The 15,752-nt window shown below is 42.7% G+C and carries 14 protein-coding genes, 1 tRNA gene and 2 pseudogenes; 12 read left to right on the top strand and 5 right to left on the bottom strand.

Going from position 1 to position 15,752, the window contains the following annotated elements:
• Positions 1 to 642: 642 nt before the first annotated feature.
• Both cls and dnaG read right to left on the bottom strand, forming a co-directional pair.
• Entirely contained in the window at positions 643 to 2,052 is a 1,410-nt protein-coding gene (gene cls / locus HMPREF9140_RS05195; protein ID WP_006952346.1) for a cardiolipin synthase, read from the bottom strand.
• Positions 2,053 to 3,981, bottom strand: coding sequence for a DNA primase (gene dnaG / locus HMPREF9140_RS05190; protein WP_006952345.1), 1,929 nt, complete (start codon positions 3,979 to 3,981; stop codon positions 2,053 to 2,055). It lies immediately after the preceding gene.
• A gap of 318 nt (positions 3,982 to 4,299) precedes the next feature.
• On the opposite strand from dnaG, the gene rpsF reads away from it, so the two are divergent.
• From rpsF to HMPREF9140_RS05170, 4 genes are all read left to right on the top strand, one after another.
• A complete protein-coding gene (gene rpsF / locus HMPREF9140_RS05185) occupies positions 4,300 to 4,647 on the top strand; it encodes a 30S ribosomal protein S6 (RefSeq protein WP_025073356.1) in 348 nt (115 codons plus the stop codon).
• Between the two features lie 4 nt (positions 4,648 to 4,651).
• Positions 4,652 to 4,924 (top strand): 30S ribosomal protein S18, encoded by a 273-nt coding sequence (rpsR, locus tag HMPREF9140_RS05180; protein WP_025073355.1) that lies wholly within the window; start codon positions 4,652 to 4,654, stop codon positions 4,922 to 4,924.
• 20 nt (positions 4,925 to 4,944) lie between these two features.
• On the top strand, positions 4,945 to 5,511 hold the full coding sequence (gene rplI / locus HMPREF9140_RS05175; protein ID WP_006952341.1) for a 50S ribosomal protein L9: 567 nt from the start codon (positions 4,945 to 4,947) through the stop codon (positions 5,509 to 5,511).
• A gap of 550 nt (positions 5,512 to 6,061) precedes the next feature.
• Positions 6,062 to 6,874, top strand: coding sequence for a gliding motility protein GldB-related protein (locus tag HMPREF9140_RS05170; protein WP_006952338.1), 813 nt, complete (start codon positions 6,062 to 6,064; stop codon positions 6,872 to 6,874).
• On the opposite strand, the gene HMPREF9140_RS05165 is transcribed toward HMPREF9140_RS05170, so the two are convergent.
• On the bottom strand, positions 6,875 to 7,762 hold the full coding sequence (locus HMPREF9140_RS05165; RefSeq protein WP_006952336.1) for a TIGR01212 family radical SAM protein: 888 nt from the start codon (positions 7,760 to 7,762) through the stop codon (positions 6,875 to 6,877).
• Positions 7,763 to 7,977: 215 nt separating this feature from the next.
• Here HMPREF9140_RS05165 and HMPREF9140_RS05160 point away from each other — a divergent pair, with 215 nt between their 5' ends.
• The 7 genes from HMPREF9140_RS05160 to HMPREF9140_RS05130 all read left to right on the top strand — a co-directional run bounded on the left by HMPREF9140_RS05160 (position 7,978) and on the right by HMPREF9140_RS05130 (position 13,665).
• Entirely contained in the window at positions 7,978 to 8,652 is a 675-nt protein-coding gene (locus tag HMPREF9140_RS05160; RefSeq protein ID WP_006952326.1) for a tetratricopeptide repeat protein, read from the top strand.
• Between the two features lie 79 nt (positions 8,653 to 8,731).
• A complete protein-coding gene (ribH, locus tag HMPREF9140_RS05155; RefSeq protein ID WP_006952325.1) occupies positions 8,732 to 9,208 on the top strand; it encodes a 6,7-dimethyl-8-ribityllumazine synthase in 477 nt (158 codons plus the stop codon).
• A 35-nt stretch (positions 9,209 to 9,243) separates the two neighbouring features.
• Positions 9,244 to 9,630, top strand: a complete 387-nt coding sequence (locus HMPREF9140_RS05150) for a hypothetical protein (RefSeq protein WP_006952324.1) — start codon at positions 9,244 to 9,246, stop codon at positions 9,628 to 9,630.
• 703 nt (positions 9,631 to 10,333) lie between these two features.
• Positions 10,334 to 10,975 (top strand): 3'-5' exonuclease, encoded by a 642-nt coding sequence (locus HMPREF9140_RS05145; protein ID WP_006952322.1) that lies wholly within the window; start codon positions 10,334 to 10,336, stop codon positions 10,973 to 10,975.
• Position 10,976: 1 nt separating this feature from the next.
• A complete protein-coding gene (locus tag HMPREF9140_RS05140; RefSeq protein ID WP_026253267.1) occupies positions 10,977 to 12,155 on the top strand; it encodes a class I SAM-dependent rRNA methyltransferase in 1,179 nt (392 codons plus the stop codon).
• Positions 12,145 to 13,482: a tRNA lysidine(34) synthetase TilS gene (gene tilS, locus HMPREF9140_RS05135; RefSeq protein WP_006952319.1), complete on the top strand. Its 1,338-nt coding sequence runs from the start codon at positions 12,145 to 12,147 to the stop codon at positions 13,480 to 13,482. Before HMPREF9140_RS05140 ends, tilS begins: the two co-directional genes overlap by 11 nt.
• A gap of 110 nt (positions 13,483 to 13,592) precedes the next feature.
• A tRNA-Met gene (locus HMPREF9140_RS05130) sits at positions 13,593 to 13,665 on the top strand.
• A gap of 332 nt (positions 13,666 to 13,997) precedes the next feature.
• Here the strand turns inward: HMPREF9140_RS05130 and HMPREF9140_RS05125 are convergent.
• Positions 13,998 to 14,246, bottom strand: a complete 249-nt coding sequence (locus HMPREF9140_RS05125; RefSeq protein ID WP_006952316.1) for a hypothetical protein — start codon at positions 14,244 to 14,246, stop codon at positions 13,998 to 14,000.
• Between the two features lie 140 nt (positions 14,247 to 14,386).
• On the opposite strand from HMPREF9140_RS05125, the pseudogene HMPREF9140_RS10245 reads away from it, so the two are divergent.
• Positions 14,387 to 15,359, top strand: a pseudogene (locus tag HMPREF9140_RS10245) (bifunctional DNA primase/helicase); the annotation flags it as partial.
• On the opposite strand, the pseudogene HMPREF9140_RS10785 reads toward HMPREF9140_RS10245, so the two are convergent.
• Positions 15,334 to 15,748 (bottom strand): annotated as a pseudogene (locus tag HMPREF9140_RS10785) (toprim domain-containing protein); the annotation flags it as partial. The pseudogenes HMPREF9140_RS10245 and HMPREF9140_RS10785 sit on opposite strands and share 26 nt — an antisense overlap.
• Positions 15,749 to 15,752: the final 4 nt, after the last annotated feature.

Genomic DNA, 15,752 nt, shown 5'->3' with positions numbered 1-15,752 from the left:
GTGTGCATAAGTGGAAAATTTGGCCAAGAAATGACTCATGCAGTGTACACAAGTGGAAAATGATAACAAAAATCCACTTGTGCAGTCTGCACAAGTGGATTATGTGAATTAGATTTAACACATGCTGTCTGCATAAGTGGATTATGTGAATCAGATTTAACATATGCAGACTGCATGAGTCGTTTCTGTTAACTGTATTAACTTTCTGTAGACTGCATGAGTCGATTCGAGGTATTATTTTCTATTTCTGCATACTGCATAAGTCAAATTTGAGGCCTCGAATTCATTTCTGCAGACTGCATGAGTCGATTCGAGGTCTTGTTTTTCATTTCTGCAGACTGCACGAGTCGATTCGAGGTCTTGTTTTTCATTTCTGCAGACTGCATGAGTCGATTCGAGGTCTTGTTTTTCATTTCTGCAGACTGCACGAGTCGAATTTGAGGCCTCGAATTTATTCATGTGCACTGCATGAGTCGATTCGGGGCTTTGAATTTGATTCTTGTGTACTGCGTAAGTGGTTTATTGGCAGAATTTTCGAGTCATGCAATATATATGATTTATTTTCGGGTAGATTTTTTTAGTCGTGTAGTTTGCGCGTGTGCTTTTTGTTTTGATTTTATGGGGGGTGTAGTGGGGGAGTGTTTATAATAGCGGACTGAGGAGGCGGACGATTGATTCCCAAAGGCGCTGAAGGAATGAGCGGTCGGTTAGGCTGCGAACATGTTCGAGCGGAATGCTGTTTTGTTCATCCTCTAGGAAGACATGCTTTATTTTTAGTGCAATTTTTTCATCGTAGAAGAATGCATTTGCCTCGAAATTGTTCTCGAAACTTCGGAAGTCGATGTTGGATGAGCCTACGGTTGAGAGGGAATCATCTGTGACGAGTAGTTTTGAGTGATTGAATCCGTTTTTATAGAACACTACCTTTACGCCTGCCTGAACTGTGTCCATTACGTAAGAGCGTGAGGCCCATTCTACGAGTTTTGTGTCTGTGTGGAGCGGAAGCATGAGTCGCACGTCTACTCCCGAGACGGCCGCTGTGCGTAGTGCAAAGAGAATGGGTTCTGTCGGCAGGAAATATGGCGTTTGCATGTAGACATACTGTCTGGCGCTGAGAATAATTTTGATGTATCCTTGCTCAATCTCCGGCCATCGGTCTGTTGGATTGCTGGTAACAATCTGTATCAACTGGTTGTTGGGGTTTATTTTTGCAGTCGGGTAGTATGCACGATTGGAAATTAATGTTTTGTCGATGAGAAACCAATCGAGCAAGAATGCTCTCTGCAATCCATATACGGCAGCTCCAGTAATCTTGACATGTGTATCGCGCCATTTTTGCGATATATACCTGCGCGCGATATTCATCCCGCCTATAAAACCCACTCTCCCATCGAACACGGCTATCTTTCGATGGTTGCGATAGTTGACTTTACTTGTGAGCAAGGGGAATCTAACCGGCATGAATGGCTGTACCTCTATGCCTTCCTCGCGCATTCGTTCAAAAAAGCGGTTGTGCGTTCTCCATGAGCCTACATCGTCGTAAACTAATCGTATCTCTACGCCTTCGCGAGCCTTGTCGATGAGTGCGTCGGCAATCAAGTTGCCAAAAGGATCGTCTTCTATGATGTAAGTAATGATGTGTATATGGTGCACGGCTCTTCCAATTTCTGTAAGAAGCGCATGTGCAAAGCCATAGCCATCGGTAAAAATCTCGGTTTCGTTGTTTTTGAATGGCATGACTCGGTTTTGGTTCGTGAAAAGGTCAATCAGAGTGCGATGCTGTGGCGGAAGTTTCAAATTTTCCTGTTCTGCGAACTCCAGCATCGACCTTTTTGTTAACTGGTCGATTCCCCGTTGCCAAATGTGTCGTTTTTTTCGCGTTCTTTGCCCAAAGAAGAAGTACAAGACTATGCCCGGAATAGGCAAAAAGGAGAGCACCAGTATCCATACCATCGTTTTTGCGGGCTGACGGTGCTCGAGCAGTACGGTTATGATGGCAATTGTTGCCAAAATGGTGTAGAGCGCAAGGAATAACCAGTGTATGTAAATCATTTAGACCACAATGTTAATGCCCAACTTCTTCGCGAGCGCATTTCGCACCTCGCGCATTCGTTTTATGTCGTTCATGAGCTCCAGAATGCGCTCGGGCTCGGTTTCGAGGGGCAATCTGGCTTGTAGTTCCTTGAGATGATGCTCGATGAAGTCCTTTCTGAAGTCGAGAATGAGATGAATGACACTGTCGCGGAGCCTGTTTTCGTTTTTTTTGAGCTGCATACTCTCCGAGAGCTGAAACTGCTCGGCACAAAGCTCGGCTGCAAGCTGCGCGATTTCAATATCAGGATGATGAATGAAATATTCCTCGGCGCGAAAGTCGGAATTTTGACTTTGTTCTTTGGCTTCGGCTAAGATTCTGTTGTAAATCGGATTTGAAAAGGTGAGGTTGTCTAAGCCCAAGTCGTAATCAATATATTGTGCAACGTTCAGGCTCACTGATTGACCGGTTTCTTCGTCTCGTACATCACTTATGATTACTTTCTCTCCGTCGCGTACGATTGCTTGGACGAGCATGCGCTCAACTTGAGTGGCTTGTTGCATCGGAGTTGCCGGTCGTAGAGGCTCCGGCTGTGGCTCTTTTTCTATCTTGCGCTGTTGTTCGCGCTGCATCTGCTCTCTGCTCGAAAAAATAAAGCGGTTCATTTGCGACATGAGTGTCGCTTCAGGCACTCCGGTGCGGTTGGCACACTCGCGGATGTAGGTGTCACGAAGAATAGGGTCCTTAATCACTGCGATGCTCTCAACAATCGAGTTTATTGCAGCAGAGCGTCTGGTAGGGTCTGTCACTCCGCGTAACAAAATATTAATCTTGAAGACAATGAAATCGGTTTGATTCTCCTCGATATGACTCCTGAACTGCTCGGCCGTGTGATTTCGCGCAAATTCGTCGGGGTCTTGACCGTCGGGAAGCAAAAGAACTTTCACGTTCATACCCTCGGCAAGCAACATATCGGTTCCGCGAAGTGCGGCATGACGGCCGGCCTCATCACCATCGTAAAGCAAAACAATGTTCGGAGTGAAGCGATGCAAAAGCCTGATTTGATACACCGAGAGAGCAGTCCCGCTGTTTGCAACAACGTTCTCTATCCCATTTTGATGCATCGAGACGACGTCAGTATAGCCCTCTACCATATATACAAGGTTGAATTTCGCTATGGCTTTCTTCGCCTGGAAAATTCCGTAAAGCTCGCGCTCTTTATGATAGATTAAACTGTCGGGCGAATTGACATACTTCTGGCTCACGCCCTTCGTACGCGAATCAAGAAGCCTTCCGCCAAAGGCCGTAACCTTTCCGCTAACTCCAATCCAGGGGAAAATCACACGTCCGCTGAACCTGTCAACAAGTTCGCCCGACTCATTCTCAAAACACAAGCCTGTCGATACGAGAAATTCCTTCTTGTAACCTTCCCGCAAGGCCTCGTCGGCGAGCGAATGGCGCGCAGAGAGTGCGAATCCCAGCTGAAATTTCTCAATAATATCATCGCGGAAACCGCGGCTGCGAAAATATTGCATGCCAATTGCAATGCCGTCGACATCATGAGTCAAAATATTATGGAAATATTTCGCAGCCCACTCGTTCACGAGAAACATAGACTCGCGCTGACCCTCTTGTAACTTCTCCTCGGTCGACAATTCACGCTCCCGAACCTCAATGTGATACTTGTTCGCCAACCATTTGAGCGACTCGGGATAACTCATCTGCTCGTGTCGCATGATGAAATTAACCACATTCCCAGCCGCGCCGCAAGAGAAACACTTATAAAGTCCACGAACCGGACTTACCGAGAACGATGGAGTGCTGTCGTCATGAAACGGACACAATCCTTTATAGCTAGTCCCCCGTTTCCGCAGAGAAACAAACTCAGAAATAACGTCCACGATGTCTGCCGCGTCCAAAATTCGGTCAACCGTAGCCCTGTCGATCATCATAAAACTATATTATTGGAAACATCAATACCTATCGCGCCTTTTCATGAGCCATACATGCCCTGCTGTTCCGGCCAGAACCAGAAAAAGCCCAATCAACAACAACTTGTTCCCTGCTGGTCTGGCCAAAATGTGAACCGCAAAACAAATCAAACCTGCAGCAACACTGAAAAGCCCGGAATAAAAGAAACCCTTCTTCATAACGTGAACGCAAATGTAGCAAATATTTGGCCAGCAAAGTTGAAAGCCTTACTTTTGCAACGCTCTCGATACAATCGAGGGCGTTTTTTTAATTCACATATTTATAATTTTAGTAGTATGAATCAATACGAAACCGTTTTCATTTTGACTCCCGTTTTGTCTGATGAACAGATGAAGGAAACGGTCGCTAAGTTCAAGAAAGTACTCACCGACAAAGGTGCTGAAATCCTGAACGAAGAGGCCTGGGGTTTGAAGAAGCTGGCCTACAGCATCCAAAAGAAGTCATCAGGCTTCTACGCAATGTTAGAATACAACGCAGAGCCAGCAGTTATCGACACACTCGAAACAGCATTCCGCCGCGACGAGAAAGTCATTCGTTTCATCACCGTTAAACACGACAAATACTCCGCAGCTTATGCAGAAAAACGCCGTGCAAAATGGGCAGAAAAAAAACAGGAGGCCTAAGGACATGGTAGAACAGAAAAAAACAGAGATTCGCTATCTCAATGCACCGTCCATAGACACAAAAAAGAAAAAGTATTGCCGTTTCAAGAAAAGCGGAATCAAATATATCGACTATAAGGACGCTGAATTTCTAAAAAAGTTCCTCAACGAACAAGGAAAAATCCTTCCTCGCCGTATTACAGGCACTTCGTTGAAGTATCAACGCCGAGTTGCACAAGCAATCAAACGTGCACGCCAGATCGCTCTGTTGCCTTACGTAACCGATTTGATGAAATAAAATAAAAGGAGGATTCAATAATGGAAATCATACTGAAAGAAGACATCATCGGACTTGGTTACAAGAACGAAATCGTGAACGTCAAGAACGGTTATGGTCGTAACTACCTCATTCCACAAGGCAAAGGCGTCATTGCAAGTCCATCAGCAAAGAAACAATTGGCCGAAAATCTGCGTCAGCAGGCCGCCAAGATTGCTGCCCAGAAAACCGCAGCCGAAAAGCGTGCTGCCCAGCTCGAAAATGTTGAACTAGTTATCGAGGCCAAAGTTTCGGCCACAGGTGTAACCTACGGTTCTGTCAATGCAGCTATCGTAGCCGCCGAACTCGTAAAACGCGGAATAGAAATCGATCGCAAAATCATCACTATGCGCGATATCAAGCGCGTTGGCAACTATGAGGCAACCGTTCATTTCTTTAAAGACGTCGAAGTTAAACTTCCAGTTACTGTGGTAGCCGAGAACCAGCCCCAACCCGTCCAGGAAGAGGAAACTACTTCACAAGAAGAGTCCGTTCAGGAATCATTCGCAGCCGAGGAAGAAGAATTTCTAGAGGCACGCGAAGAAGAAGCTGAGGCTGAACAGAAATAGAGATTGTTTTAATATCATAATAGAAAAGTTTAAAGAATGGGAATCCCTTTCGCCGTTGAGGTGAGAGGGATCTTTTGTTTGCCAAAATGAATAATGTGGAACTCGTCCTTTTGACCTTTGCCTCTTTTACTGCTTTCTTTTAGTTCTGCACAGACTTGTCGCTGAGTTGCATTTCGACTTCCTATTGAGAAGCCTTTTGTATTCCCACTGAGAAGGGTCTTGTATTCCCATTGGGAAAGGTCTTGTATTCCTATTGGGAATCCATCGGTGTTCCCATTGGGAAAGGTTGGGTCTTTTTAATATAGCAGTTTATTTTCAATGTATGTGTGCCGGGAGCAGTCACCATGTAGGAGCCGTTGAGAGCGATGTCGGCCGTGTTATTGGTTTCGGGTGTTATTTTTCATAACAAGGGCATAAGGTCACGGAACACTACATATTAAGTTTACAATCCCGATGATGAGTAGTTTAGTTTTTTTAGCCAAACGGTCATGCTAAAAAATATATTTTAGTATTTTTGCCTACGTCATCAACATATTCTCCAAAGATTATAATGAAGAAGTTTTTCTACATATTGTTTTACGTAGCTTTTATCTGCATTGGATGCCAATTCAAATCGTCGTCCGAAGACAATGCTAATAAAAACGGTTTGGTGAAAATAGAACGTTATGACCGTTTGGAATATCGCTATCTTACCACGGGCGATTTCTCGGCTTTGCAACAAATGAATACCGAATATCCTATCGAAACGCGAACACTGATTGAGAACGTCTTGAAAATTGGTAACGCAACCGACCCCGATATAAATACAAGATTCTTGAAGTTCTATCAAGACACGACTCTACAATCGCTCATATCGGCCGTGGAATCGAAATATGTCACTATGGATGACCTTGAAAGGCAGTTCGGTCGTGCCTTTAAACAATTGAAACATGTTTTGCCAGAGATTGAGATTCCGAAAATCTATGCCCAGATTTCGGCGCTCGACCAAAGCGTGATAGTTGGAAATGGTTCTATCGGAATATCGCTCGACAAATACTTGGGCGAGGATTATCCGTTATATCGTAAGTTCTATTCAACCCAACAACGTAAGCAGATGACAAAGAATCAGATTCTGTCTGATTGCCTCACCTTTTATTTAATGAGCGTTTACCAACTAAAGAATTTCGAACGCCGGCCACAGGTTGAACGCGATTTACATATAGGAAAGATTCAATGGGTTGTGAATCAAGTATTGCAAAAACGAGTGTTCACTAACCGATACGTGAACATCGTTGAAAACTATATGCACAACAATACCGACACATCGTACGACGAGTTGCTGAAAATGACAGACTTCTCGAAATTATATGTAGATGAGGAATGATTAAGTTCTCTTACGCAAATAATCGTTCAGAATATTCGTGAACTCATAGTTCTTCAATCCCCATTTCGGAGCAATGAGCAAGTCGTCGGGACTTTGGCTCACAAATCTCTCCAAAACAATATCATCACGCAATGCGTCGATATAGTTGGCAACTAGCCGGATATATTCTTGTGCTGTGTAGAGCGGAAACGGATGCTCTGTATACAATCTTGCCAAAGGGGTACCCTTGATGATCTGTAACTGATGGAGTTTCAGAATCGTTAGCGGAAGCGAGGAAATAATAGGTGCCTGACGAAGACTTTCCTCTGCATCTTCACCAGGCAAACCGAGGATTATATGCCCTCCAACTTTGATACCCCGTTCGGCTGTAGCCTCAATGGCGCGCTTGCTACAAGCAAAATCGTGTCCACGGTTAATGAAACGAAGTGTTTTGTCATTACAGCTTTCTATGCCATATTCAACAATCAGGAATGTTTTGCGATTCAGTTCTTCCAAATAATCGAGCAGCGAGGAGTCCACACAATCAGGACGCGTTCCAATGACCAACCCGACAACTTCGTCTATCTTCAAAGCCTCTTCATACATATTCCGAAGCTTTTCCACAGAAGCATACGTGTTTGTGTAGGCCTGAAAATAAGCCAGGAATTTCATCTCGGGATATTTCCTGGCAAAGAACTGCTTTCCGTCTTCCAGTTGTTGTGCAATAGTTTTGTTACGTATGCAATAAGAAGGGTTGAAAGTTCGGTTATCACAGAAGATACAACCTCCCGTTCCGATTCTTCCATCTCTATTTGGACAAGTGAATCCAGCGTCGATTGCAATCTTCTGAACCCGAAAGGAAAACTGTTTGCGAATCCAGTTTCCAAAGTCATTGTACTGTTGTTTCATTGCGTGCAAACTTACGGCTTTTCAAAGATTAGCTTACAGCTCAAACTATCCATTTCAAAAGTCCTTGCGGAAGGAAAATCAATGATATATTTTAGTGAAAAAGAGTTTTTCCTTACTTTTGCCACACCTTTGTGGAACGTTATGGCTATCACTTTTATAGCCGACTATAATTCTCAAAAGCAACATGAAAAAATAATAAAATCATATATCCAAAAATGGCAAATAAAAAGACCGAGGGAACTTATGAAGAAACCCTCAATAAACCAGAAGTCTTATTTCTGAAGTACAAGAACCAATTCATCATTGCAGTTGTGGCCGTAGTTGCAATCCTCGGCGGTTATATGCTCTACTCTAATCTTATTTCAGAACCTCGTGAAAACGAAGCTAGTACGGCGCTAGCAAAAAGCCAAACTCTCTTCAATGCACAACAGTACGACCAGGCTTTGAATGGATTCCAAACGATTCAAAACGACTATAGCGGAACGAAAGCTGGCAATCTCGCCAATCTCTACGTTGGTCTTTGCTACGCTCATCAGGCAAAACCCAACTGGGCAAAGGCAATGGAAAACATTGAGAAGTTCAGCACTTCAGACGACCAGGAAATCAGTCCTGCTTCGCAGATGGCACTGGGAGACATCTATGCAAACAATAACCAGAACGATAAAGCTGTGGCTGCATTCAAAAAAGCTGCCGATATGGCTAACAAGCATGCACTCGATAATGTGAATGTGAGTATCGCACCCATTGCAATGAAGAAAGCTGGCATATTGCTCGAAAGCGAGGGAAAGAAGACCGAAGCGCTAGAGATCTATAAGCAAATCAAGAAAACCTATGTCAACTCGCCCATCTATCAAGAAATAGATAAATACATTGAGCGGGCTTCGAAATAACTTATTTTATGACGTAACAATCCCGGTGTCGAATAAACTATCGCTCGTCACCGGGGTTATTTGTCTTTAATTTTTAGTAATGGCAACAGTATTGCATAATTTGTCAGACTACGATCCAAGTAGCGTTTCCGACGCAAGTAACATGTGCTTTGGAATTGTCGTTTCGGAATGGAACACGGAAATAACAGGTGCTTTACTCGACGGGGCCGTGAAAACGCTCGAAAAGTATGGAGCACTGCCTGAAAATATACATGTAAAAACGGTTCCTGGAAGTTTTGAACTTATTTATGGTGCACACCAAATGACGCTCAACGGAAGTTATGACGCTATCATAATTCTGGGAAGTGTGATACGTGGCGAGACTCCTCATTTTGACTATATATGCCAAGGCGTAACCTATGGTATAGCTAGTTTGAATGCGACCAGCGAGATTCCGATAATCTACGGTTTGCTAACCACTGACAATATGGAGCAGGCCAAGGATAGGTGTGGGGGAAAATTCGGAAATAAAGGAAATGAGTGTGCTATCGACGCTATTAAAATGGCAAAGTTCTAGACCGTCAAACATCTTTTGAACTAAGAATAGTTTATATGAAACTGCAAGAATTTCTCCAGGCCTATGCTTTCGAAGAAATATATCCCTACATTGGGCTCATGTTTCCAAAAGGTAGGAAATTGAAAATACAGTTCGGGCGAGCCTATGAGCTATTGCTTTCGATTGAACCTATCCCCTCAAAGAAGAAAATTCGCTATCAGCTGATGCAAGACCCAATATCAAAGGAGATTTTCTGCGGTGCCGACGATAACGATTTCAACAGTGGATGGAATGTTCTGCTTGGAAAGGACGTTAATAAGGATTCACAGGCCGATATTACCAATGAAGAAATGGTTGCCAACTGCTTGCTTAACGTTGTTCTAATCGGCCGACATCCAAAAGAGTTCGATGAAGACTTCCGGCAAATCACTGAAAGCAAATAAAAAATTACCCCGATAGGAATCTATCGGGGTAAATAAGATTGGTTGTCTCACGACAATCAAACTTTAAACCTTAATAATCTAATACCATGAAAAACACGTTGCAAAACTAGGTATAAAGAGAGTTCGTTCCAACTATTTCATGTTAAAAGTTGTACCATAGTCTATTTGCGAGAACTTTACTTTCAAATCGTTTCTTTCTAGTTTAAAATTCTCATATTTTTTTATGTCTATTTGATACGATAAACCTCTGTAAGTTATTCGGCATAAAAAATTAGTTATTCGGCATCAATCATTAAAATCTTCGATTATCGTATGCGCCTATTCTATCCTACTAACTTCGGTTAGTAGTTATACTCAAGTCGAGAGAATCTATATTTTAAGAATATTATGCGGGCATCCGACTCCTATATATTCCCCTTGTGTATAAAATGTTATTAGCAATCGTTTTGCTCCATGCACTTTGCATGGAGTTTTCTATCTATCTTTTTAATTTATGTAGAGCGCGTGGAGCTTTTTAACTCATCAAAAATAGCTATGCATTCTGCATGGAGGTTTTAAATTCATCAAAAATAGCTATGTAGAGCGATTGATGGTTTTTAATACGATGTTTGGTGAGCTGCAATGCATGTAGAGATATCGTAAATGCTCGACTGACTACATTGGTAACGTTAATTTTAAACATCTGCTTACCTTTGCAAATACAATGAAGACCATATTATATAATAAGTTCGACAAGAAGGAAATCGCAAATCTTCCCAGAGCTTTTTTTCCAGGAAAAATAATCGTTATCCTCAATGAAGCCGAGGCCGATAAGGCTGTTGACTATCTTCTTGCTCAGGATATTCTCGGGATAGATACCGAAACCAGACCAGTATTCAAAAAGGGACATCATCATAAGGTAGCCCTCTTGCAGGTTTGCGACCGAAAAGTGTGTTTCCTCTTTAGACTGAACATCATAGGGATCCCGCCGAGCGTGATTAGATTGCTTGAAGATACGACGATACCTAAAATTGGTCTTTCGTTAACTGACGATATGCTTATGCTTCACCATAGGGCCAAATTCGAACCCGGAAATTTTATAGACCTGCAAAATATCGTTGAGCAATTCGGTATAGAAGATAAAAGCTTGCAGAAACTTTACGCCAACATATTCGGAGAGAGAATTGTAAAACGCGAACAATTGTCGAACTGGGAGAATCAGGTACTCACCGACAAGCAAAAAATCTATGGAGCCACCGATGCATGGACATGCATAAGAATTTATGAGCGACTACAAGAACTGAAATCGATCGGAAATTATGAGTTGGTGAAAATAGATGAAACAGACAACGAACAGGAGAAATAAAATGTATAAAACAGTTTATCTCAAGAAAGGTAAGGAGGAAAGTTTACACAGATTTCACTCCTGGATATTCTCGGGGGCAATTGCGCAGGTCGATCCGCAAATTAAGGAAGGTGATACAGTTCGAGTTCTCACAGCGGCGGGAAATTTCATAGCCCTGGGACATTATCAAATCGGCTCCATCGCTGTGAGAGTTCTCTCTTTCGATGATAGGGAGATTGGCTCTGATTTCTGGCGAGAACGTATTTCTTCTGCGCTGAATATGCGACTTGCAATTGGAATAGTTGGAAATTCTAACGAAACCTATAGATTTATTCACGGTGAGGGCGATATGCTACCCGGGCTTGTGGCCGATATATACGGAAAAACGTGCGTTATGCAGGCTCATTCGGTTGGGATGCATGTTTGTCGCAACGAAATTGCACAGGCTATAGTCGACGTGATGGGCGAAAAACTAAGCTGCATATACTATAAGAGCGAAACCACACTACCATTTAAAGCGGGGCTCGGGCAAGAGAATGAGTTCATTTACAACCAAACCGACGATGATATTGCAACTGAAAACGGATTGCAATTCCACATCGATTGGCTTAAAGGGCAGAAAACCGGATTCTTTATCGACCAACGTGAAAATCGCAGGCTCTTAGAACATTATGCCAAAGGAAAAACAGTGCTGAATATGTTTTGCTACACCGGCGGATTCTCTGTGTACGCCATGCGTGGCGGGGCCGAATTAGTGCATTCGGTTGACAGTTCGGCGAAGGCCATAGACCTTACCGACAGAAACGTGGAACTGAATTTCCCATCCGATAAAAGGCATGAATCGTTCTGCGAAGATGCCTTTCACTTCCTCAAAAATCATAATCGCGACTACAACCTAATGGTGCTCGATCCGCCCGCTTTCGCCAAACATAGAAACGCGCTGAAAAACGGTTTGCGCGGATATATCAGGTTAAACGCAAAGGCCTTCGAACGAATCCAAAGCGGAGGAATTGTCTTCACTTTCAGTTGTTCACAAGTTGTGAGTAAGGAACAATTTCGCCAAGCGATATTCACAGCCGCTGCTCAAACCAAGCGCAAAGTGCGTATACTGCATCAATTACATCAGCCCGCCGACCATCCGGTAAACATATATCATCCCGAAGGAGAATATCTTAAAGGACTCGTTTTGTATGTTGAATAAAATTGCCCGTTACATCAAACGCCACAATTTGCTTAGGGCTGGCGAGCGATATATCGTGGCATTGTCGGGGGGGGCTGACAGCGTGGCTCTAACGATAATTCTACAGCAGCTTGACTACGAAATTGAAGCTGCACATTGCAATTTCCACCTAAGAAACGAAGAAAGTAATCGCGACGAAGATTTTTCCAGACAGCTATGTAGGCAAAGAAAAATTCCTTTCCATGTGGCACATTTCGATACAAAAACTTATGCCGAACTGCACAAAATAAGCATTGAGATGGCCGCACGCGAACTACGTTACAACTATTTCGAACAGCTTCGCCAAGATATTCATGCTCGCGGTATTTGCGTGGCGCATCACAGCGATGATTCTGTCGAAACAATCCTTATAAATCTCGTTAGAGGCACAGGAATCAAAGGATTAACCGGGATTAAACCACTTAATGACACAATCATCCGCCCGCTACTTTGTTGTTCGCATAGAGAGTTGGAAAATTTTCTAGAACAAAATGGACAGATTTTCGTTACCGACAGCACGAATCTGCAGTCGGACCCTGTTCGAAATAAAATCAGACTTCAATTGTTGCCGATACTAGAACAGATTAATCCCTCTGTACGCGAATCTATCATGAAAACTGCTGATCATTTGCTCGAAGCACAAAAAATAATTGACTACTATATCGATGAAAATATCCCATCGGAAAAGCCTACGTCATTGTTTCCACTGCAACTCTCGATCGAAGAAATACGCAGATTCCCATCCCCAGAATATTTACTTCACGAAATTCTTTTCCCATTCAATTTCACTCCCGCGCAAATTGAGCAAATAATGGTTGCATTTGATGCCGGTCCAGGTAAAATATGGAAATCTAGCTCACACGAACTTTTATTAGATCGTAAGAGATTGATTCTAGTTCCGCTGGAAACCACTTTCCTTCGTAACCTAGTCATTCCCAAGCCTGGCACATATCGCTACTCCGAAAATATAACTCTGAAACTCTTTCCTATAAATTATGCTCTTTCTGAAACGCCCATTCCACATGAGACTAACGTCGTGATGCTCGATGCCGATAATATAGAGTTCCCTCTAATCTTGCGACGCGTCCAACCTGCCGACCGTTTTGTTCCGTTTGGAATGAAAGGTTCAAAACTCGTGAGTGATTTCCTCACCGATATAAAGAAAAATATTTTTGAAAAACGCCATCAATTAGTCCTCACTGATAATAATGAGCAAATTATTTGGCTCGTAGGATTACGTCCTTCGAATCATTTCTGCATATCCTCAAGCACACAATCAGCCATGGTGATAATGTTAAATTACGACTAAATAATTGACATAATAGTGCAAAACCTTGCGTAATTAGCCCCAATACCCTAATTTTGCATTCACAAATCTGTTTGCAAATAAATCAGAATAAAAAAGACTTTTTTTCATATCGCGGAGTGGAGCAGTTGGTAGCTCGCCAGGCTCATAACCTGGAGGTCGCATGTTCGAGTCCTGCCTCCGCAACTCACAATATTCGGAATATCTTGCAAAGGTGTTCTGAATATTTTACATAAAAATATGAGACCTCCGAAAAATGCCCCTCTTCACACCCTAAGTTGTATATATTTCTCAATAGTTTTACTATCCGGTTATATTTCTTAAGTTCTATTACAGGTTCAATATCTAAGAATATGAATTTGGGGGTTAGATGTTTTTACACATGTTGCTACTCTTTTCTATAAATATATAGATAGCGAATACCACTGGTATTAAGGCCTATAGAACGAATTAGCCAAATGATGTTATTCTTGTATCTCATAATTGGTGGTTTTATCATGAGGTTGAGTGCGTCGGGATTATTCAATAAACTTGATTTTTCCAGTTGTGATGTCATAATCTAACGTCCAATAACTATGGTCGTAGGGTGCTATCTTTTCTGTAGACTGATATTTGTGCCATACTTTACGTTGTTTCAATAGTTTCTTCGGGATCTCTTTTATTTTAAACCAGTAGTTATATCCATTGCTATTTACATATCCATAGGTTCCTGTTGCGGGATAATGTTCTAGGCCTATAACTATCGTCAGGATTGATTTGGTTTTCATCTTGAATCTTACATGAAAATTTTCTCTTCAGGTCTATGTAGGCTTTCTTCTCGGCGTATATTATATAGATTATCTAAGAATTCTATCTCGCGTGCTTTAACAGTATAATTAATGCCATCTGTTTCAACAGTGAGACGGCACAGATACCTGAAAGTATCATTGAAAGCCTGCAACTTCGCTTCCGTCACATCATATTATTATACGATGCTGACGATACAGGGGTACGTGAAGCTCGCCGACAAGTGGAACATTTGGAAAAATACAAGGTATTGAACCGCTCCCTGCCACTAAGCGGAACAAAGAGTGAAAAGGACATCTCGGACTTCTTCACTTTAGGAAATGGTACAAATGATCTGAAAGATTTGCTTGCCAAGGTGTTCTCTGACATATACAGTCAAACGATGATGATGCTCCGCTCTTGCGAGATAGATTACGACAATCCTCCTGATACCTCAAAATCGGTTGTGTGACACTCAATGGTACTCCTCTTGAGACGCAGGATAATCTCTTTTATATCATAAGTGGAGAGGGAACGGGAAAAAGCAACTACATTTCTCTCTGGCACGTTAAGAGAGGAGAGACTGTCTTTGCTGAACAAGCCGTCTTGCACTACGATACAGAGCAATAGGAGGCGCAATTATAATACCTGCATTATCTGTGTATTGCATTTTGTCCCAAATGGAATTAAACTCCGTGTACATATCGGCTCGGAGCTACAATGCAAGGCTGCTGGTATTCTCTCCATAGAAACGGACGATAATCCCGAATACTCTGTTGTCAAGGTAATAAAGGTACATGACGGCAGTCCTCTCAATGTGCCGATGATGCTTTTCGGCTTGGAACGAGGAGGCAGCATACACGTCTATCGTAGTGAAAAGTCGAAAGAAGACAAAGAGAAACGAAAGACCGATGAACTTGATTGCCGTTATCAAGGAAGCGTTCCGGAACAAAATTAAACTTTCGTACCAAGGAACTTTGTGGGATTTTGATGCGAGAAATGGAAATCAAGGATCGCACGGTAAATAAGTACATCGCATATATGCAGAGCAATGTATCTTATCACAAGATGAAAGTGGCAACTATAAAAAATGGAAAGGGTTTGCGAAACGTTGATGCCGACAAGCCAGTCGGCTTGGCTGTGTGCTTTGGCAGAGAGATAGATGTTATCGTACTGCGTTCCCGGACGCAGGTTGTTCAATCCGTTTCGGATCGCCTGATCCGTGAGGTTGCTTATCCAAAGACGGTCAAAAGGTTTATCTCCGTTGAGATGCGCGTACAGGTATCTAAAGATCAACTCACCTTCCCGTCCGACATTTGGTCGCTATCACGATACGTTCGCACTTGTGGAAGAGTTCTCTGATGATTTTAAGTTGTTTCAATACGTCCGGATCGGGTTTGTACTCTTTGCTGTATTTGCTTTGGCGGGGGATTAACTTAAATATGGCCGAAAGTATCGGCAGGTTCTCTGCCTGAAATCCCGTGATGCCGTAGTCGGCAGGCATGGCC

This window comes from Prevotella micans F0438 (assembly GCF_000243035.1).
GTDB classification, from domain to species: Bacteria; Bacteroidota; Bacteroidia; order Bacteroidales; family Bacteroidaceae; genus Prevotella; species Prevotella micans.
The sequence above is the reverse complement of the archived record's forward strand: the minus strand, read 5'-3'. Positions and strand labels throughout refer to the sequence as shown.

Bases quoted from the DNA above. Each gene is read 5' to 3' on its own strand.
- rpsR (WP_025073355.1), top strand. From the start codon at position 4,652: ATGGTAGAACAGAAAAAAACAGAGATTCGCTATCTCAATGCACCGTCC.
- HMPREF9140_RS05145 (WP_006952322.1), top strand. From the start codon at position 10,334: ATGAAGACCATATTATATAATAAGTTCGACAAGAAGGAAATCGCAAAT.
- ribH (WP_006952325.1), top strand. From the start codon at position 8,732: ATGGCAACAGTATTGCATAATTTGTCAGACTACGATCCAAGTAGCGTT.
- HMPREF9140_RS05125 (WP_006952316.1), bottom strand. From the start codon at position 14,246: ATGAAAACCAAATCAATCCTGACGATAGTTATAGGCCTAGAACATTAT.
- HMPREF9140_RS05150 (WP_006952324.1), top strand. From the start codon at position 9,244: ATGAAACTGCAAGAATTTCTCCAGGCCTATGCTTTCGAAGAAATATAT.
- HMPREF9140_RS05165 (WP_006952336.1), bottom strand. From the start codon at position 7,762: ATGAAACAACAGTACAATGACTTTGGAAACTGGATTCGCAAACAGTTT.
- tilS (WP_006952319.1), top strand. From the start codon at position 12,145: ATGTTGAATAAAATTGCCCGTTACATCAAACGCCACAATTTGCTTAGG.
- rplI (WP_006952341.1), top strand. From the start codon at position 4,945: ATGGAAATCATACTGAAAGAAGACATCATCGGACTTGGTTACAAGAAC.
- cls (WP_006952346.1), bottom strand. From the start codon at position 2,052: ATGATTTACATACACTGGTTATTCCTTGCGCTCTACACCATTTTGGCA.
- HMPREF9140_RS05160 (WP_006952326.1), top strand. From the start codon at position 7,978: ATGGCAAATAAAAAGACCGAGGGAACTTATGAAGAAACCCTCAATAAA.
- rpsF (WP_025073356.1), top strand. From the start codon at position 4,300: ATGAATCAATACGAAACCGTTTTCATTTTGACTCCCGTTTTGTCTGAT.
- HMPREF9140_RS05170 (WP_006952338.1), top strand. From the start codon at position 6,062: ATGAAGAAGTTTTTCTACATATTGTTTTACGTAGCTTTTATCTGCATT.
- HMPREF9140_RS05140 (WP_026253267.1), top strand. From the start codon at position 10,977: ATGTATAAAACAGTTTATCTCAAGAAAGGTAAGGAGGAAAGTTTACAC.
- dnaG (WP_006952345.1), bottom strand. From the start codon at position 3,981: ATGATCGACAGGGCTACGGTTGACCGAATTTTGGACGCGGCAGACATC.